Raw genomic sequence first — 18,729 nt, 5'->3', positions numbered from 1 at the left:
CGGCGTATGGAGTCCAGCGCGGACCAGGCGACGGCCCCGTCCACCTCCGCGACCACCCCGGCGGTGCGCGCGCCCGCACGCCTGCCGGGCCTGGACGGGATCCGCGGCCTCGCCGCCCTGTTCGTGGTCCTGCACCACTGCCGGCTGCTCTCCTTCCCGGGTTTCCCCGCCGACACGGGCCCGGCCTGGGCCGGATGGCTCGTCTACGGGCACCTCGCGGTGGTGGTGTTCATCGTCCTGTCGGGGTTCTCGCTGGCGGTCTCGCCGGCGCGGTCGGGCTGGCGGCTCAACGGCCTGCGCCGGTTCGCCTACCGGCGGGCCTGGCGCATCCTCCCGCCGTACTGGGCGGCCCTGCTGTTCAGCCTCGTGGTCGCGTGGGCGCTGATTCCGCAGCCCGGGCAGGAGAGCCCGACCGTGAAGTCCGTCGTCGTCTACGGCCTGCTGGTCCAGGACCTGTTCGGCTCGCCGAGCCCCAACGGCGCCTTCTGGTCCATCGCGGTGGAGGCGCAGCTCTACATCGTGTTCCCGCTGATGCTTCTCGTGCTGCGGCGAGCCGGCGCGGCCGTGCTGCTCACCGCTCTCACCGTCGTCGTGGCCCTCATCGGGCTGCTCGCGCCGGTCGTCCCCGCGGTGGACCTGTTCACGCGGCTGACCCCGCAGTTCGCGGTGCTCTTCGCGATCGGCGCGGTCGCCGCGGGAGCGGCGGCGCGCACGGCGGCGCCCGGGGATGCACACGGAGATGCACACGGGGAGCGGTCGCCGTGGCCGTCGCGCCTGCCCTGGCTGGCCCTGGCCGCCGCCGCCCCCGTCGTCATGCTGATCGTCGCCCGTGGTTCGGTCTGGACGGTCGAGCACTACTTCTGGATCGATCTGGCCGTCGGCCCCGCGGTCGGGCTGCTGCTCGCCGCCGTGGCGGCCGGCCGGCCCCGGCCCTTCGTACGCCTGCTCGACACGCGGGCGCTGCGCCGGCTCGGCTCGTTCTCCTACAGCCTCTACCTCACCCACGCGCCGATCGTCGTGGTGGTGAACCGCCTGGTCCTCGGCCCCCGGCTCGCCCCGGGCGTGCCGATGTTCCTGGCCACCCTGGCGCTCGCCGTGCCGCTCACGCTGCTCGCGGCGTGGCTGTTCGCGACGGTCTTCGAGCTGCCGTTCCAGCGCCACCGGGGCTGGGGCGCGCTGCGGGCGGCGGTCCTCCGGCGGTAGCCGCCCGCCCGGGCCGTATCGGCACCCGGCACCCGGAGTTCACCCCCTCACGAGGCGAACGGCGAGACCGGTGAGCTTGCGGGCGCGGTGGGTCAGCACCTGGCGCTGACGCCGCCCGTAGAAGCGGGCCAGTAGGGCCCGGCTGCGGCGGAGCTGCTCCGGGGTGAGGCCCCCGGCTCGCAGCGCGCGGTACATCGCGCGGAACTGGATCGTGTTGGCGAAGTGCGCGGTCCACACCGGCACGCCGAGGGACCGGGCGATGTGCGGCAGCCGGCTCCACCGCAGGTTGCGATGGGCGAGCACCTCGGGGACGTGGCCCCACGGCCCGGTCAGGGCGAGCACGGTGGCGTACACCTCGTCCTCGCGGATCATCAACGGTCTCCTGATGCCCACCACCGCCGCGCGCCGCATCATGCCGTACAGAGGGTCGAGGAGCAGGTGCTCGGTGGTGGCCGCGGCCCACAGCTCGGCCAGCCGCTCGACGGGGTCCCCGGAGAGCATCCCCGTGCCCCGATAGGCCGGCCGGTGTGCCGAGCCGTCCGGGTTGGTGTAGGCCATGTCCGAGGTCACCAGGATGAGCCGGTCGTCGGCCAGTAACGGCTCGAGCGACCGGGACACGCAGTGCGGCTCGAGATGGTCGTCGTCGCCCATCCAGCGGAAGAACTCGCCCCGCGCCAGCCGTTGCACCTCGACGAAGTTGCCGAGGATGCCGAGGTTGCGGGGCTGGCGGTGGTAGACGATCCGGGGGTCCTCCCGGGCGAGCCGCCGGCACAGCTCCTCCGTGCCGTCGGTGGAGGCGTTGTCCGAGATGACGACTTCCAGCCGTTCGTGGTCCTGGGCGAGGACGGAACGCACGGCCTTCTCCAGCCCGTCGGCGCCGTTGCGCACCGGTATGCCGATGGAGACGAGTCTCCGTGGATCCCCCAACTCACCGCTCCTTCGATGTCGCCTCGGCCGGCGCCGGTTGCCGGTGCGCGGCGGGCAGCCGCTCCATCACGTGACCGCCCACGGTCCTCATCTGGTGCGGCGGCACCACGATCAGCACGTAGACCAGCAGTCCTCCGGCGCCACCGACGACGAGCTGGAGGAACTGGCTGCCCTCAGTCAGCGCGGCCAGGCCCACGGTGACCGCGAAGGAGACCGCGGCCCCGGCGAGCGGCCGCACCAGCTGGGGCAGGACCGGCCGCAGCCGCACCCCGGTGCGCTGCACGGCGAGCAGCGCGAGCGGAAGGGCCACCAGCAGCGCGGCCGCCGCCTGACCGACAGCCGCGCCCCGGATGCCGTCGAGGTGCGTGCCCACGATCACCGCGGGGATCAGGGCCACGCCGTACCCCAGGTTCATCCAGACGGTCGAACGGGTGGCGCCCTGCCCGTTGAGGATGTCCAGGGCGAAGGAGGTGAGCATGCGCACCACCATCAGCACCGCGAGGAACCGCAGGACGCCGGCCGCCTGACCCCACTTGTCGCCGTACAGGAAGTGGATGAGCGGGTGGGCGAGCACCGCCATGGCCACCGCCAGCGGCAGGATCGTGGCGATCAGGATCGGCACCGACTTCTGCACGCCCAGCGACAGCGACTCCTCGTCACGCTCGGCGAGCCGCGAGAAGCCGGCGATCGACACCGAGCGGATCGCGGTGCCGATCAGTCCAGGCACCCAGCTCGACACGTTGAAGGCCATCAGGTAGAAGCCGAGCCAGTCGGGCCCCATGATGGCGCCGACGATGATGTAGCCGACGTTGAGCAGCACGATTTCCAGGGCGATGCCCGCCGCGGAGGGGATGCCGAACCACAACAGCCTCTTCGCGACGTCCCGGTCGAATCCCATCCGCCAGGGCAGCCGGGCGTAGGCGAGCATGAACACGCCGGTGACCACGGCGCCGGCCACCTGTCCCCAGGCGAAGCTGTACGGCCCGGCGCCCCCGGCCGCGAGCGCGATCGCCACAGGAGCGTTCACCAGGAACCCCGCCAGGATCGCCTTGGCGCTCTTGCCCACGTGGAACCTGCGCAGCAGCGTCGCGCTGCGCACCGCGGTGATGGCCTCGATGAGGATGACCGCGGTGAGGATCCGGACGACCGGGGTGGCCTCCTCGCTGCCCGCGAGCCGGGAGAAGTACGGCGCACCCACGTAGAACGCGCCGTACAGGCTGACGGCGGAGATCATGGAGAGGGTGGTGGCGGTGGGCGCGACGTCCTCCAGTTTGCCCCGCCACTGCACGACCGCCGCCATGATGCCGATGTCCTTGACGACCATGACGAACTGGGTCGCGGCCAGCGCGACCGCGTAGATGCCGAAGTCCTCCGGGGACAGCAGACGGGCCAGGACGAGGCCCATGAGGAACGACCCGGCTCGGGTCGCCAGGGTGCCCAGCAGGCTCCAGCCGAGCCCGCGTCCGGCCTTGCGGCCGATCTCCCGGATGTGACCGGCGTCGCCGTCCGGCGGCTCCCCGGCCCCTGGCTGCCCTGACTCCGCTGACTCCGCTGACTCCGCGTCCTGGCTCTGTCGCATCGGCACTCCCCGATTCCTAGTTCTCCTCGGTGACCCGCTCCAGCCAGATCTCCCGCCAGAACGGCACGAACGCCCGGGGGCAATTGGCCTTGTACACACCCGCGCAGACGACGCCGTCGAGGACGATGCAGGGGCTTTTCATCTGCAGCATCCGCCCGGTCTTCTCGTCGATGCACCGTTCCACGCGCGCGGCGACCCGGGCCACCCGCCCGCAGTAACGCGCCATCTCCTCCTCGAACCCCATCCCGCGGTTGAGCCGCCTCTTGTCGAGGGTGGCGACGATCGCGTCCCGCGGCTTGATCCGCACGAGCTCACCCGGCTGCAGGTCGCTCAGCTCGGTCGGAGTCGTGGTGTTCGGGCCGGGCGGCACGAAACCCCACTCCATGCCGTCCCTGAACCGCATCCAGCGAGGCAACCTGCGGGTCGCGCGCTGGAAGCGGTTGAACAGCCCGAAGAAGATCGTGCGGAGGGTGGCGAGGACGCCCGCGTTGCCCACGCGGACGTCGGTGACGTACTGGCCGAGGTCCCTGAAGGGCAGGGCCTCGGGAGCGGCGCGCAGCAACTCGGTCGCCTGGCAGCGATACCGCACCTCGCCGTCCGCGTCCGGCTCCCTGCACGTGTTGACCTCGAGGAGGGGGAGGCTGCGCAGGGGCTCCGGCGCGGGGTCGGGCGGGGGCCCGCCCGGGTCCACCCGCTTGAGCCAGGCCTCCTTCCAGTACAGCGCGCACGCGGTCTGGCAGCCGCCGTGGGCGGAGCCGTCGCAGCGCGCCCCCGTGGTGAGATGCCCGGTGAGATGCACGGCGTCGCGCATCCGCCGCATGCCCGTGCCGGTCACCGTGTCGCAGAGCTTGTGCGCCACCTTGTGCACCGTCATCCGCCGCCCGCAGAACGGCAGCATCTCCGGCATGAAGGGCAGGCCGTCGAGCTCGCCCTTCTCGTCGAGTGTGGCCATGATCTCCTCGACGCCGCGGACCTCCACCACCTCGCCGACCTTGAGGCCGAGGGCCATCGGTCGTGCGGAGGCCTCGAACTGCGTCATCCGGCTACTCCTTCACCAGTCCCGCGACCAGCAGAGCCTCGGCCGCGTCCGCCACCACGTCGAACGACAGGCCAGAACGTTCCGAGATGTCGAGCAGGCTGTGGGCGCCGTCGGAGAGATTCAACACCCACAACATCGCCATCTGCGCCTGTTTCGTGTCACTGCGCCCGCCGAGCGACTCGTACAGGCCGCGCCTGCCGAGTTGGGGCTCGCCGTACGGGCTGAGGTTCACGTAGGTGCGGTTGCGCTCCAGCACCCGCACGGCCCGCAGGCAGGCGTCCAGTGTGTCCTCCATCGCCTCCTCGGAGACGAAGTCCGGGTCGTCCGCCGAGGTGTGGTACTCCGGATAGCCGGCGTACGGGGTCCTGGTCAGGCAGCCGACCGGCAGGTTGAACCCGGGCGAGCAGTACTGCCGCTCGTCGTAGCCGTAGGGGGAGAAGTCCACCAGGGTGTGCGGGCGGTCCCGCAGGACGTGCGCGAAGACCCGGTCGATCTCGGCGTCCCCCCGCCTGCTGCGCTTGTAGGTGATCGGGCCCCGGTCTCCCGCACAGGCGAGCACGATCCCGTGCCTGATCCTGCCGACCCGGTCCTGGTTGCGCGCCAGCCAGGCGATGGAGCCGATGGTGCCGGGCGCGAACAGGAAGCGGTAGGTGTAGTGCCGCTCCTCCTCCGCCAGCAGCCGCGCCAGCCGGGTCGCCACCGCGACGCCCGCGAGGTTGTCGTTGGCCAGCGAGGGATGGCAGACGTGGCACGAGACGAGGACCTCGTCCGTGCTGCGGCCCGGGATCACGTGCTCGCCGTACGTCAGGTGCCCGTCGGCGAGGGTCGAGTCGATCCGCACCTCGTACGGTCCCGGCCCCATCCCGGCGAGGGTGTTCTCGCTGAGGCAGAACCCCCACGTCTCGGCGTAGTAACTGGTCCGGTACGGCACCAGGCCGGGCTGGCCGGGGAGCGTGTGCAGGTGGGGGCGGAGCTCGTCCAGGGTCATGGTCGCCGACACCGGCACGCTGTAGCCGACCACGTGCAGGTTGGACGCCGCGAAGTCGACCACCCGGGTCCCGGCGGCGTCCTCGATGTAGGCGTCGCGGATGTTCCATTCCTTGGGAATGGTCCAGTCGAGGACCTGGGTGCCCGTGGGCACCTCGCTGATCTCCAGCGGTGTCGACTCGCCGATGATCTCCAGGGTCTGCCGCAGCCCGGCTCCCGTGATGCTGCGGCACAGCGGGTAGAGCCGCCGGACCAGCGCGTGCATCTCGCTCATGGGCGTAAGGAGGAGTCGACGGTGCCGGCCTCCCGCCGATCCGACAGCCGGGCGAGCCGGGTGAAGCGGCGCTCGAAGTCCTCCCTGGTCAGCCCGTACTCGCGGTAGGCGTCGACCAGTTCCACCGCGCCGTCCTTGACCGACCAGCGGGCCTCGTACCCGGGGAGGGCGGCCCGGATGCGGGAGAAGTCCACCCGGTAGGAGCGCGGGTCGGCGCCCGTCTCACCGGTGATCACGAGCGTGGCGCCGGGCACGGCCTCGACGACCTCGGCCGCGATCTCCGCCACGGTCAGGTTGTTCCGCTCGGTGCCCACGTTGAACGCCTTGGCGTGCACCGCCTCCCTGGGCGCGGTCAGCGCGGCGGCGAACGCCTCCGCGATGTCGCGGGCGTGGACCAGCGGGCGCCAGGGCGTGCCATCCGACAGCACGCGCACCTCCCCCGACAGGCACGCGTGGCCGGTCAGGTTGTTGAGCACGATGTCGGCGCGCAGCCGCGGCGAGAATCCGAAGGCCGTGGCGTTGCGCATGAAGACGGGGGTGAAGTCGTCGTCCGCCAGCGCGGCCAGGTCGTCCTCGACCCGGACCTTCGACTCCGCGTAGGGGGTCACCGGGCGGAGCGGGGCGTCCTCGTCCAGGAGGTCGTCGCCGCCCGACGCGCCGTACACGGAACACGTGGACGCGTACAGGAACCGGCGCACCCCGGCGTCCCTGGCGAGCCTGGCCAGCCGCGAGGAGGCGTGGTGATTGATGTCGTAGGTCAGCTCCGGGGCCAGCGAGCCGAGCGGGTCGTTGGACAGCGCGGCGAGGTGGACGACCGCGTCGAACCCCGCCAGGTGCTCGGGCCCGACGTCCCGCAGGTCCACCGCGTACGTCTCGGGGTCGGCGGGCGGGGGGCCGAGCACGCAGTCGGCGAACAGTCCCGAGTCGAGGCCGACCACCTCGTGGCCGGCCTCGGCGAGCACCGGGGCCATGACCGTGCCGAGATAGCCCTGGTGTCCGGTCAGCAGTAGCCGCATCAGTTCTCCAGGTCGAGGGTGAGCTTGTCCACGTGGAAGGCCTCGGCGTACCGCGCGTGGCACTCGATGCCGCGGATGCGGGCGAGGCCGAGGAACGCCTCCGGGTCGTACCAGGGGCGGTGCCGCTGTGAGGGGTAGTGGCTCTGCAGCAGGGCGACCTTCTCCTTCGCGACGCCGGGGGTGAGCGGCTGGTAGACGGAGGGACGGCCGAGGTCGCCGTCCCACTTGACGATCTCGTATCCGAGGACCAGGTGGTCCCGGAACGCGGTGGGCACGAGTTCGGCCAGGCCCCGGTGATCCTGGTGCAGGTCGCCCCGGTGGGGGGCGACGACCAGGTCGGGGTCGCCTTCCGCGCGCAGTTCCTCGACGGCGGTCTTGGCCTCGTCCCAGTGGGCGGGCAGCCGCCCGTCGGGCAGTTTCAGCACGGTGAGCCGCAGGTCCGCGCCGGGGCAGAAGGCGGCGAGCGCGGCCCGTTCCTCGTCCTCCCGCTCGGTGCCGCCGCCGGACAACACCAGGGCGTCCACCCGGACGCCGGGACGCGCGGCGCAGACGGTCAGCAACGTGCCGCCCGCCCCGATCGCGATGTCGTCGCAGTGCGCCCCGAGCGCCGCGATCCGTCGCACGTGGCCCGGCCGCAGCCCGATCACTCGTGCTCCCACAGCGCCCACGGCCGGTCGCCGCGCGCCCACGCCCGGTCCAGTTCCAGCCGCTGGTTGACGGTGTCGCTCGGCCGCCAGTAGCCGCGGTGCGGATAGGCGAGCAGCCGGCCGCGCTTGGCGAGCTCCGTGCAGCCGTCGGCCACGAGGTCGCCGTTCTGCGGGATGTGGTCGAAGATCTCCTGGCGGAGCACGAAGAAGCCGCCGTTGACCCACAGCGGCATCTCGCTGACCGGCGTGAGCGCGCCTACCCTGCCGTCCTCGCCCACGTCGACGCAGTGGAAGGTGTTCGACGGCGGGACGACCATCATGGACGCACCCGCGTCCGCGGCCCTGAACCGCTCGACGATGTCGGACAGCGGGGCGTCGGTGAGCACGTCCGCGTAGTTCGCCAGAAAGATCTCATCGCCCTCAAGATAGGGGCGAACCCGACGAAGCCGCTCCCCTATGGGCGAATCAAGACCGGTGTCCACCAGGGAGATCGACCAGTCGGAGATGTCGGTGGACAACAGGTCCACACGGCCGTTGCGCAGCACGAAATCGTTGGACGCCGTTTCCTGATAATTCAGGAAGAAATTCTTGATATGTTGCGCGCCGTATCCGAGACAGAGGATGAAATCCCGATGCCCGAAATATGAGTAATAGCGCATCACATGCCAGAGCAGCGGACGGGGGCCGACGAGCTGCATCGGCTTGGGAATGTCGCCGCCGGGAAGGTCGCTGCGCATCCGCGTGCCCCGGCCGCCGCAGAAGAGGACGACTTTCACACGATCTCCAAGCGGGGGATCGGGAAGACCAGCCGGCCTCCCCACTCGCGTACGTACGAGAGCTGGGCGGTCAGCTCCTCACGCAGGTTCCACGGGAGCACCAGCACGTAGTCAGGGCGGTCGGCGGCGATCTGTTCCGGCGGGAGGACGGGGATCCGGGCGCCGGGGGTGAACCGGCCGTGCTTGTAGGGGTTCCGGTCGACCGTGTAGCGCAGCAGGTCGGGGCGGACGCCGCAGTGGTTGAGCAGCGTGTTGCCCTTGCCCGGGGCGCCGTAGCCCACCACGGTCCTGCCCTGTGCGGCGGCGTCGAGGAGGAACCCCAGCAGCTCGCGCCGCACCCGCGCCACCCGCTCCGCGAACTGCGCGTAGCCGGACAACTCGTGCAGCCCCGCGGCCTTCTCGGCCGCCAGGACCTCGGCCACACGGGGGCTCGGCTCCGCGCCGAGCTCGGTCGGGCGGGCCCACAGCCGGATCGAGCCGCCGTGGGTCGGCAGCAGCTCGACGTCCACCAGGGCGAGCCCGCCGCTCGCCAGCGCCCGCTCGGCGGAGGCGACCGTGTAGTACTGGAAGTGCTCGTGGTAGATCGTGTCGTACTGGTTGAGCTCCATGAGGGTGAGCAGGTGCTGCACCTCGATGGACACCCAGCCCCGGTCGTCCACGAGCGCACGCAGCCCCCGGGTGAAGCCGACGACGTCGGGGATGTGCGCGTAGACGTTGTTGGCCACGACGAGGTCGGCGGGCCCGTGCTCGGCCCGTACGGCCGCGCCCGTGCCCGGCCCGAGGAACGCCGTGAGCGTCGGCACCCCGTTGTCCCTGGCCGCCTGGCCGACGTTCACCGACGGCTCGATGCCGAGGCACCGGATGCCACGTTCCACAACGTGCCGCAGCAGGTAGCCGTCGTTGCTCGCCACCTCGACCACGAACCCGGGGCGCAGCCGCTCGGCCGCGTCCGCCACGAACCGCCGCGCGTGCTCCACCCACGAAGTGGAGTACGACGAGTAGTAGGCGTACTCGGTGAAGGTCTCCTGCGGCGTGATGAGCGCGGGGATCTGGGCGAGCCAGCAGTCCGTGCACACCCGCAGGTGCAGAGGATAGGTCACCTCCGGCTCGTCGAGCTGCTCCGCGCTGAGGAACCGCTCGCACGGCGGTGTCGCGCCGAGGTCGACCACGCCGACGAGGCTCGCGGAGCCGCACAGCCGGCACGCCGTCATCAGGCCCCCCTCCGGCCGCTCGAAGGGCTTTGCGCCGGCCGTTTCCCTAATGAATTCCGGGCAGGCGTTACCGACAGAAACTGAGCTGGCATTTCCCCCCCAGCACCGGAGTCCGACAGTCATAAGTCGGGCAGTGGACTGCGATCGTTACAAGACGCTGTGCCATGCTTCCGCCCATGGAGCGGATGAGTATCGAGGGGGCGTGGAGCTTCACTCCGCGAATCCACAGCGACATCCGGGGCGACTTCCTCGAATGCTTCAGGGCGGAAGAGTTACGCGAGGCGGTCGGGCACACGATGGAGCTGGCGCAGGTCAACTGCTCGGTCTCCCGGCGCGGTGTGGTGCGGGGCGTCCACTTCGCCGACGTGCCGCCCGGCCAGGCCAAGTACGTGACCTGCGTCTCCGGCGCCGTGCTCGACGTCGTTGTGGACGTGCGCGTGGGCTCGCCCACCTTCGGCGCGTGGGAGGGGCTCGTGCTCGACGACGTGTCCCGGCGCGCTGTGTACGTGGCGGAGGGCCTCGGCCACGGGTTCGTCGCTCTCAGCGAGCGGGCCACGGTGCTCTACCTCTGCTCCCAGCCGTACGCCCCGCGGCGCGAGCACGGCGTGCATCCGCTCGACCCGGGGATCGGCATCGACTGGCGGATCGACGGCGAGGCGATCCTGTCGGAGAAGGACGCGGCGGCGCCCACACTGGGCCAGGCGCTGGATTCCGGGATCCTCCCGAGATATCAGCCCTCCTGACCCCGGCGGCGGGGCCCATACTGCTCCTGTGATGAGCGTCGTGATCCCCGCGCACAACGAGGCTCCGGTCCTCGGTCGTCTGCTCTCCGGGCTGCTGGGCGACGCCCGGCCGGGCGAGTTCGACGTCGTGGTCGTCGCGAACGGGTGCACCGACGAGACGGAGTCGGTCGCCCGGGCGCACGGCGTGCGCGTGCTGAGCACGCCGGTCGCGTCGAAGCGCGAGGCGCTGCGCCTCGGCGACCGGTCGGCCCGCGGCTTCCCGAGGCTCTATGTGGACGCCGACGTCACCGTGACCACCGCGGGCGTCCGCGCGCTCGTGGCCCGTCTCGGCGAGCCGGGCGGGCCGCTCGCGGCGGCGCCGGAGCGCGAGCTGGCGCTCGCCGGCCGGCCCTGGGCGGTACGCGCGTACTACGCGATCTGGACGCGCCTTCCGCACGTGCGCACGGGGCTGTTCGGCCGCGGGGTCATCGCGGTCACCGAGGAGGGCAACGAACGGATCCGCGCGCTCCCGCCGGTCATGGCCGACGACCTGGCCGCCTCCCTGGCGTTCGGCGAGGCCGAGCGGGCGGTCGTGGCGGAGGCGCGGGCCGGCATCCAGACCCCCCGTACGTTCGCCGACCTGCTGCGGAGGCGCGTCCGTGCGGTCACCAGCGTGAGCGAACTGGAGGGCGAGACCGGGCCGGAGGGCCCGTCCGCGCGCACGAGCCCGGGCGACCTGGTCCGGATCGCCGTGCGGGAGCCGTGGCTGCTCCCGGCGGCGGCCGTCTTCGCCGGCGTCACCGTGCTGGCGCGGCGCAGGGCGCGCGGCGCCGTACGGGCGGGCGACTACACGACCTGGCTGCGCGACGAGAGCAGCCGGGCGCCGGAGTCGTGACGCCGGCGCCGCCGCCGCTCTCAGCCGATGCCCGCTGCCGCTCTCAGGGGCGCGGGAGCGTGAACAGCCAGGCGTACAGGAGCCAGCCCAGCTCGTAGGGGCGGCACTCGCGGTCGACGGCGACCGGCGGGTAGAGCCGGTCGAGAGTGGCGAGCCGGGCCGCGGGACGCGTGCGGGTGGCCACCGCCCGCAGGCCGCGCACCAGCTTCTTCGGGTCCGCCCTGGCCGCCTTCCGCCAGGTCAGGCTCAGCCGCTCGTCGATGAGGGGTTCGTCGGACTCGGGCCGCTCGCTCATCCAGCGCACGCCCTCGGCGATCTCGTCGAGATGGGCCGTGCCTCCGGCGTCGGCGAGGTCGAGCAGGGCCATGGGAGCCATCGCGAGCTGGTGGACGCTGTAGACGGGATACCCCTCGACCACGGCGCCGGTGCGGGCGTCGTAGTGCCACCACCACTGCCCCTCGTCGCCCTGGGCCGCGCAGATGCCCGCGGCCACCCGCTCGGCCGCGGCCAGGGCGTCGGGGTCGCCGACCGCGGCGTGCAGCCGCGCCAGCGCCTGCAGCGGGTACACCTGGTCGGCGAAGCAGCCGACGTGCGCGCGATACCAGGGCACGAGCGGCCCGGACGCCGGGCCGAGCACGTGCCGGTAGAGGCGGTCGGACGCCAGACCGCCGAGCAGCCGGGCCCGGGCGCGTTCCAGCCGGCCGTCGAGCTCGTTCCCGGCCCCGAGCACCGTCCTGGCGGCGACGAGCGCGGCCAGCTCCCAGGCGGCCTCGACCGTGTACACCTGACCGGAGGAGGTGAGCCCGTGGATCTCGGCCAGGTGCCGCAGCGCCTCGTCGAGCCCCGGATGCCCCGTCTCCGCCGCCGCCCAGCAGATCAGGGCCGCGTCGCCGAGCCCGCGCACGTCCGGCAGCCGCTTGACGAGGTGCCCGGCCAGGTCGAGGGCCGTGTCGCCGGCGAGAGCGGCACGCTGCCGCTCCTCGGGCAGGGTGGCCACGCCGAGCGCGACGATCGCCGAATAGCGGAGGCTGCGCCCCTCCGAAACGGCGCTCCACGTGCCGTCGGGCCGCCGCACTCCCCTGCGGGTGAAGACGAACTCCCCGTCCACGTAGCCGGGCGGCAGCCCGCGCACCGCGAGGTCCACCATGGCCGACAGCAGATCGGCCGGCGCGCCCGGGCCCAGCAGGGCGATTCTGCGGTGCTGCGTCACGTTGTCACTCCAGAGAATCGACGGAACTCGCGAGACGGCCGCGGCCCTGGTGGATCAGTCCGGCGGCCACGAGGAGGAGGAACCTCCCGTTGGTCTTCAGATACCGCGGGCCGAGGCGCGCCGGCTCCTGCAGCAGGCGGTACAGCCATTCGAACCCGAGGCGCTGCCAGGCGCGCGGCGCCCGGCGGGTGCGCCCGGACAGCACGTCGAAGGCGCCGCCCACCCCGTGCACGACCTTCGCCCCGGTGACCGCGCCCCAGTCGCGGACGAAGATCTCCTTCTTCGGCGAGGTCATCCCGAGGAACAGCAGGTCCGCCCCGGACCGCGCGATCTCCTCGGCCACCCGCGCCGACTCCTCGACCGGGAAGTAGCCGTCGTGATGCCCCGCGATCCGCAGGCCCGGGAAGTCACGCCGCACCCGCTCGATCAGGAGGGCCAGCACCTCCGGTGTGGCGCCCAGGAAGTACGGCCGGTATCCGCGCCGCTCCGCTTCCCCGAGCAGTTCCGTGAAGAGGTCGATCCCGGCCACGCGTTCCGGCAGCCGGTGGCCCAGCAGGCGCGCGGCCCACACCACGGCCTGGCCGTCGGCGAGCACGAGGTCGCAGTCGAGCACCGAGCGTCGCAGCTCGGGGTCCTTGCGCATGCCGACGATCTTGGCGGCGTTCACCACGCCGATGTCGAGCCGTCCGCCGCCGTCCACCGCCGCCACGCAGGCGGCGACGACCTCGCGCATGGTCAGCGCGTCCAGCGTCGTGCCCAGCACCGACCGCCTGTGTGCCCGTCCCGGCGCCGTCATCGGGGGACAGTCCGTTCCACGGCGCGCGCCACCGGTCCTTCCACGATCCCCACCGTCCATGAGAAGCCGCCACGGGATTGCCGTCCGTGGGATGCCGTCCATGGGTTATCGCGCGGACGCCCGCGAACGTCACAACTCCTTCGCGGCGACGAGCCGGGGCCAGGCGTCACGCAGCGCCGCACGCCAGTCCCGCATCGGCGCCAGCCCCGCCCTGCCCCAGGCGTCGTGCCCGAGCACGCCGTAGGCGGGGCGCCGGGCCGGGCGCGGGAAATCCCGGCTGTTCGTGGGCCTGACGCGGTCCGGGTCGGCGCCGAGCAGGCGGAAGATCTCCCGGGCGAAGCCGTACCACGTCGTCAGGCCCGCGTTCGTCCCGTGGTAGATCCCGGCGGGCGCCTGCGCGCGCACGAGCCGCACGATCTGAGCCGCCAGGTCGCCCGTCCAGGTGGGCTGGCCGCGCTGGTCGTCCACCACCCGCACCGTGTCGTGCCCGGCCGCGAGCCTGACCATCGTCCTGACGAAGTTCGGCCCGTGCGCGCCGTACAACCACGCGGTGCGGACGACGTAACCGCCGTGCCGCAGGGCGGCCCGTTCCCCGGCCGCCTTGGTCCGCCCGTACGCGTTGACGGGGGCGACCGGCTCGTCCTCGGCGTACGGCGTTCGCGCCGTGCCGTCGAACACGTAGTCGGTGGACATGTGCACGAGCGTGGCCCCGTGGCGCGCACACGCCTCGGCGAGGGGGCCCACGGCGTGGCCGTTCACCGACAGCGCCTCCTCCTCGTGCGTCTCCGCGTCGTCCACGGCCGTCCACGCCGCGCAGTTCACCACGACGTCCGGCTTCTCCGTGCGGACCGCCGCCAGGACGGCCGCCGGGTCGCACAGGTCGAGATCGCGCCGGGACAGCGCGGCGACGTCCTCGCGCTCGGCGGCCAGCAGCGCGGCGAGATCGGCGCCGAGCATGCCCGTGGCGCCCGTGACCAGCCACCTCATGGCGACGCCGTCACCGATTCCCCGCCCGCAGCGGTTTCCACCATGACGGGTTGTCGGCGTACCACCGCACCGTCGCCTCGAGGCCGGCGTCGAAGGACACCTGGGGCGCGTAGCCGAGGGCCCGGAGCTTCCGGTCGTCGAGGGAGTAGCGGCGGTCGTGCCCCTTGCGGTCCTCGACCCGCCTGACGAGGTCGGGCGAGGCGCCGAGCAGGTCCAGCAGGCGCCGGGTGAGCTCCAGGTTGGTCAGCTCGGCCGTGCCGGCGACGTGGTAGACCTCCCCGGGCTCGCCCACCTCGGCGACGAGCTGGACGGCCCGGCAGTGGTCGGCCACGTGGATCCAGTCGCGGACGTTGCCGCCGTCGCCGTACAGGGGGACGGGCCGGCCCTCGATCAGGTTGGTGATGAACAGCGGGATGACCTTCTCGGGGTACTGGTACGGCCCGTAGTTGTTCCCGCAGCGGGTGATGGAGACCGGCAGCCCGTGGGTGACCGCGTACGCGCGGGCGATCATGTCGCCGCCCGCCTTCGACGCCGAGTAGGGCGAGCGGGGGGCGAGCGGCGCGCTCTCGTCCCACGAGCCCGTCTCGATCGACCCGTACACCTCGTCCGTGGAGACGTGGACGACGCGGCTCACCCGGGCGGCCAGGCACGCCTCCATGACCGCCTGCGTGCCCAGGACGTTCGTGCGGACGAACTCCGCCGCGCCGTCGATGGACCGGTCGACGTGGGACTCGGCCGCGAAGTGCACCACCACGTCGTGGCCGGGCACCACCTCGCCGAGCAGGTCCGCGTCGCACACGTCGCCGTGGACGAAGTCGTACCGCCCCTCGACCTGGGCGAGGTTGGCGAGGCTGCCCGCGTACGTGAGCCGGTCGAGCACCGTCACGGACGCCCCGGCGAAGGCCGGGTATCCGCCCGTGAGAACCGTACGGACGTAATGGGAGCCGATGAACCCGGCGCCGCCGGTGACGAGTAACTTCACAGAAGGTCCACACCTGCTTCGAGCTCGGGGCTGAAAGGGATTGTGCCGGACGGGCCGGGAGGGACGGCGGTCAGGAGCTGATCTGGACCCTGCTGTGGTCCCCCAGCACCAGCCGGTGCGCCTTCGGCGTGTCCGGCGCCGGAGTGATCTCCACGTCGTGGCCGATCAGCGAGGCCTCGATCCGCCGCACCCCGTCGATGGACGAACGGGACAGCACGATCGAGTACTCGATCTCGCTCCCCCTCACCACGCAGTCGGCGCCGATCGACGTGAACGGGCCCACGTACGAGCGTTCGATGACGGTCCCCGGGCCGACGACCACGGGGCCGACGATCCGGGAGCAGCGCACCGAGGCGCCGGCCTCCACCACGACCCGCCCGATGAACTCGCAGTCCTCGGCGTCGCCGTCGATGCGGCGCTCCAGGGACTCCAGCACGAGCCGGTTCACCTCGAGCATGTCGGTGACGTTCCCGGTGTCCTTCCAGTAGCCCGAGATGACCGACGGCTCGACGTCGTGGCCCGCGTCGATGAGCCACTGGATCGCGTCGGTGATCTCCAACTCCCCCCGCCAGGACGGCTTGAGCTCCGCCACCGCCGCGTGCACGGCCGGGGTGAAGAGGTAGACCCCCGCCAGGGCGAGGTCGCTCTTCGGCTCGCGCGGCTTCTCCTCCAGGCGCACGACCCGGCCGTCCGCGTCCAGTTCCGCGACGCCGAACTGGCGGGGGTCGCTCACCCGGGTCAGCATGATCTGCGCGCTGGGCCGCCGCGTGCGGAAGCGTTCGACCAGGCTCTCGATGCCGCCCACGATGAAGTTGTCGCCGAGATACATGACGAAGTCGTCGTCGCCGAGGTAGTCGCGGGCGATCAGCACGGCGTGCGCGAGCCCGAGCGGCGCCTCCTGGCGGAGGTAGGTGGCCTGCAGACCGAATCCGGACCCGTCGCCCACCGCCGCCTCGATCTCGTCCTGCGTGTCTCCCACGACGATGCCGACCTCGCCGATGCCGGCGGCGGCGATCGACTCCAGGCCGTAGAACAGGACGGGTTTGTTGGCCACCGGGACCAGTTGCTTGGCCCGGGTGTGCGTGATGGGCCGCAACCGGGTGCCGGACCCGCCAGCGAGCACGAGGGCCTTCATGTCAGTAGGCCCCCCTGCCGCCGGTGACCGCGGACCACGTCTTCCACAGGATCTGCAGGTCCAGCATGAGCGACCAGTTCTCCACGTACCGCAGGTCGAGCCGGACCGACTCCTCCCAGGACAGGTCCGATCTGCCGCTCACCTGCCACAGTCCGGTCATGCCCGGCCGCACGACCAGGCGCCGGTGCACGTCCGTGCCGTACTGTTCGACCTCGGCGGGCAGCGGCGGGCGCGGCCCGACGAGCGACATCTCCCCGCGCAGCACGTTGAGGAGCTGGGGCAGCTCGTCCAGTGAGTAACGGCGCAGCAGATGACCCACGCGGGTGATCCGTGGATCGTTCCGAATTTTGAACAACACACCGTCCGATTCGTTGGACGCGGCCAGGACCGGCCTGAGCCGCTCCGCGTCCACGACCATGGTGCGGAACTTGAGCATGTGGAACTCGCGGCCGTACCTGCCGATCCTGGTCTGCCGGAACAGCACGGGGCCGGGGCTGGTGGCGCGGACGGCCGCCGCGATGGCCAGCATCGGGAAGACCAGGATCAGGAGCGACGCGGCCGCCACGATCTTGTCGAAGGCGTTCTTGACGAGCCGCCGGGAGCCCTGGAGGTCGGGGTGCTCGACGTGCAGCAGCGGCATCCCCGCGACCGGGCGGACGCTGATGCGCGGCCCCGCCACGTCCATCAGCGCCGGGGCGACGAACAGGTCGGTCCCCCGCGACTCGATGCCCCAGGCGAGGCGGCGCAGCGCGGCGCCGTGGAGTTCGGGACACGCGAGGACCGCGACCGCCTCGGCGTCGACCTTGTCGACCACGGCCGGCACGTCCCTGAAGTCTCCGAGCACGGGCACGCCGTCGACGTCGGAACGCTGCCTCCGGTACTGCGCGTTCGGCAGGCAGGCCGCCACCACCCGCATGCCGTGGTACGGCTGCCGCCTGAGCTGCAGCACCAGTTCGTGTATGGACTGCCGGTGCCCCACGGCCACGATCGGCCGCATGTGCTGTCCCTTGGAGCGCAGACGGTGCAGCCGTTTGCGCATGCGGTGCCGGAACAGCAGTGTCAGCACGGTGGCGAGCGGCAGCATCGCCATGACATAGCTGCGCGCCACGTTGGTCTGGGTGAGGTATGCCCCGATCGCGACGGCCGCGACGAGTCCCAGGCCCGCCTGGGCGACCGAGCGGAACTCCTCCGTCCCCTCACCGTGGGTGCGTCTGCGATAGCCGCCCGCGACGCCCACGACCGCCGGCCAGAAGATCGTCAGGGTCGCGCCGAACGCGATGTCGTACACCGGGATGAACGCGCCGAACCACAGCCGGGTGAACTCGACGCAGGCGAGGGCGAGTGCCGCGCAGAGCAGGTCTCCCACCAGGAGGATTCTCGAATAGGAACGCGTCGACACGTTCACCGGCAGCCGCACATGGACTTCGCGGGGAAAAGACCCCGATTCCGCCAACTCCGTCTGCGATTCCATCTCACCGCGCCTAGGTAGCCGGACCGTCCAGGTGATTGACGCCCCTCGGGTCACAATGGTTGACCCACGCCTCAGTAAATTCGGGGCGCGCCCGCACGAAGATGATGTTAGACAGCGACCGCCCAGTAGGGAACGTACGCCTCCTGTCCACAATTGGTCGCAATGAGCCCACCTGAAGGACTTGACGGGAACGGTCCAAGATGCCGCCACCGACCACCATCAAGTCATATACCGGTATTATTCACTCGACCGTAAGGGGTAATCCAGACCTTCCCGGTCACCTGTACGGGAAGTATTGCCATATTTGTGCTTTCGTGTGCACCAATGCGCCAAAAATTCCCTCTGTTCGAATCGACTCTGAAATCGCACTCGACATTGCCGTTGCCGTCAATGAACGGATTGCGGCGAGTGGACGCGGAGAGCGCGTGCGACCTGGGCCGGCGCGGCGCCCGGGACTTCTAGTCGTATTCGAGGTCGGGTAACGGGGACGGCGGCTCCGGGCTGCGCCACACGACGACGTAGTCGGAACGGGCGCTCGCGACCGCCGTGCTCAGCCGGTCGAGGTCGAAGTCCGGCAGATAGCGCAACCGGGCCAGGAAGCTCGCGTCGGTCGCCGAGTGCGGGACCACGCAGCCCTCGCCCTCACGGTCCAGCAGGACGATGAAGACGTCCTCCGGCTGGCCTGGCGGATCCTGGCCGGCATGGGCGCCGACGCGGACCTCGACCACGTCCTCCCAAGCGAGGGCCTCCACGCTGCCGTCGGCGTAGTGACGTGTCACGCCTTCTTCGGTGACGTACACATAGGTGTCCGGCACTGGGTTGCCGTGCATGGGCGCGATTGTGACGACTTGAAGCGGCACCCTGCAAGAGAA

18 protein-coding genes are annotated in these 18,729 nt (G+C 71.6%); 3 read left to right on the top strand and 15 right to left on the bottom strand.

Annotation, left to right across the window (positions count from 1 at the left end; translation table 11 throughout):
• Positions 1–6 precede the first annotated feature (6 nt).
• On the top strand, positions 7–1,203 hold the full coding sequence (locus Msi02_RS16360; protein ID WP_204049151.1) for an acyltransferase family protein: 1,197 nt from the start codon (positions 7–9) through the stop codon (positions 1,201–1,203).
• A gap of 39 nt (positions 1,204–1,242) precedes the next feature.
• On the opposite strand, the gene Msi02_RS16355 is transcribed toward Msi02_RS16360, so the two are convergent.
• From Msi02_RS16355 to Msi02_RS16320, 8 genes are read right to left on the bottom strand one after another with little or no spacing between them, the layout of a single operon-like run.
• On the bottom strand, positions 1,243–2,130 hold the full coding sequence (locus tag Msi02_RS16355; RefSeq protein ID WP_204049150.1) for a glycosyltransferase family 2 protein: 888 nt from the start codon (positions 2,128–2,130) through the stop codon (positions 1,243–1,245).
• 1 nt (position 2,131) lies between these two features.
• Positions 2,132–3,709, bottom strand: coding sequence for an oligosaccharide flippase family protein (locus tag Msi02_RS16350; protein WP_204049149.1), 1,578 nt, complete (start codon positions 3,707–3,709; stop codon positions 2,132–2,134).
• A 16-nt stretch (positions 3,710–3,725) separates the two neighbouring features.
• Positions 3,726–4,748 (bottom strand): hypothetical protein, encoded by a 1,023-nt coding sequence (locus Msi02_RS16345; protein WP_204049148.1) that lies wholly within the window; start codon positions 4,746–4,748, stop codon positions 3,726–3,728.
• A 4-nt stretch (positions 4,749–4,752) separates the two neighbouring features.
• Complete coding sequence (locus Msi02_RS16340; protein ID WP_204049147.1) at positions 4,753–6,009, bottom strand: DUF4910 domain-containing protein; 1,257 nt, start codon at positions 6,007–6,009, stop codon at positions 4,753–4,755.
• Positions 6,006–7,025 carry an NAD-dependent epimerase/dehydratase family protein gene (locus Msi02_RS16335; RefSeq protein ID WP_204049146.1) on the bottom strand — a complete coding sequence of 340 codons (1,020 nt, stop codon included), beginning with the start codon at positions 7,023–7,025 and terminating at the stop codon, positions 6,006–6,008. Before Msi02_RS16335 ends, Msi02_RS16340 begins: the two co-directional genes overlap by 4 nt.
• Complete coding sequence (locus Msi02_RS16330) at positions 7,025–7,672, bottom strand: PIG-L deacetylase family protein (RefSeq protein WP_204049145.1); 648 nt, start codon at positions 7,670–7,672, stop codon at positions 7,025–7,027. Before Msi02_RS16330 ends, Msi02_RS16335 begins: the two co-directional genes overlap by 1 nt.
• Positions 7,669–8,448 carry a glycosyltransferase family protein gene (locus tag Msi02_RS16325; RefSeq protein ID WP_204049144.1) on the bottom strand — a complete coding sequence of 260 codons (780 nt, stop codon included), beginning with the start codon at positions 8,446–8,448 and terminating at the stop codon, positions 7,669–7,671. Before Msi02_RS16325 ends, Msi02_RS16330 begins: the two co-directional genes overlap by 4 nt.
• Positions 8,445–9,659 (bottom strand): class I SAM-dependent methyltransferase, encoded by a 1,215-nt coding sequence (locus Msi02_RS16320; protein WP_204049143.1) that lies wholly within the window; start codon positions 9,657–9,659, stop codon positions 8,445–8,447. The genes Msi02_RS16325 and Msi02_RS16320 overlap by 4 nt, the downstream gene beginning before the upstream one ends.
• A gap of 176 nt (positions 9,660–9,835) precedes the next feature.
• Here Msi02_RS16320 and rfbC point away from each other — a divergent pair, with 176 nt between their 5' ends.
• Both rfbC and Msi02_RS16310 read left to right on the top strand, forming a co-directional pair.
• Positions 9,836–10,402, top strand: a complete 567-nt coding sequence (rfbC, locus tag Msi02_RS16315; protein WP_204049142.1) for a dTDP-4-dehydrorhamnose 3,5-epimerase — start codon at positions 9,836–9,838, stop codon at positions 10,400–10,402.
• A 31-nt stretch (positions 10,403–10,433) separates the two neighbouring features.
• Positions 10,434–11,276 (top strand): glycosyltransferase, encoded by an 843-nt coding sequence (locus tag Msi02_RS16310; RefSeq protein ID WP_204049141.1) that lies wholly within the window; start codon positions 10,434–10,436, stop codon positions 11,274–11,276.
• 43 nt (positions 11,277–11,319) lie between these two features.
• Here Msi02_RS16310 and Msi02_RS16305 read toward each other — a convergent pair whose 3' ends face one another.
• The 7 genes from Msi02_RS16305 to Msi02_RS16275 all read right to left on the bottom strand — a co-directional run bounded on the left by Msi02_RS16305 (position 11,320) and on the right by Msi02_RS16275 (position 18,687).
• A complete protein-coding gene (locus tag Msi02_RS16305; RefSeq protein ID WP_204049140.1) occupies positions 11,320–12,486 on the bottom strand; it encodes a hypothetical protein in 1,167 nt (388 codons plus the stop codon).
• Positions 12,487–12,490: 4 nt separating this feature from the next.
• A complete protein-coding gene (locus Msi02_RS16300) occupies positions 12,491–13,282 on the bottom strand; it encodes a WecB/TagA/CpsF family glycosyltransferase (protein WP_204049139.1) in 792 nt (263 codons plus the stop codon).
• 129 nt (positions 13,283–13,411) lie between these two features.
• Positions 13,412–14,269 carry a dTDP-4-dehydrorhamnose reductase gene (gene rfbD, locus Msi02_RS16295; protein WP_204049138.1) on the bottom strand — a complete coding sequence of 286 codons (858 nt, stop codon included), beginning with the start codon at positions 14,267–14,269 and terminating at the stop codon, positions 13,412–13,414.
• Positions 14,270–14,279: 10 nt separating this feature from the next.
• Complete coding sequence (gene rfbB / locus Msi02_RS16290) at positions 14,280–15,251, bottom strand: dTDP-glucose 4,6-dehydratase (RefSeq protein WP_204049137.1); 972 nt, start codon at positions 15,249–15,251, stop codon at positions 14,280–14,282.
• Positions 15,252–15,321: 70 nt separating this feature from the next.
• Complete coding sequence (locus Msi02_RS16285; RefSeq protein ID WP_204049136.1) at positions 15,322–16,386, bottom strand: glucose-1-phosphate thymidylyltransferase; 1,065 nt, start codon at positions 16,384–16,386, stop codon at positions 15,322–15,324.
• Position 16,387: 1 nt separating this feature from the next.
• Positions 16,388–17,857, bottom strand: coding sequence for a sugar transferase (locus Msi02_RS16280; protein WP_204049135.1), 1,470 nt, complete (start codon positions 17,855–17,857; stop codon positions 16,388–16,390).
• 458 nt (positions 17,858–18,315) lie between these two features.
• Positions 18,316–18,687, bottom strand: coding sequence for a hypothetical protein (locus Msi02_RS16275; RefSeq protein ID WP_079319557.1), 372 nt, complete (start codon positions 18,685–18,687; stop codon positions 18,316–18,318).
• Positions 18,688–18,729 lie beyond the last annotated feature (42 nt).

The sequence above is a fragment of the Microbispora siamensis genome, from assembly GCF_016863095.1.
GTDB classification, from domain to species: domain Bacteria; phylum Actinomycetota; class Actinomycetes; order Streptosporangiales; family Streptosporangiaceae; genus Microbispora; species Microbispora siamensis.
Note: the sequence above shows the minus strand (reverse complement) of the source record. Positions and strands in the feature narration are given on the sequence as shown.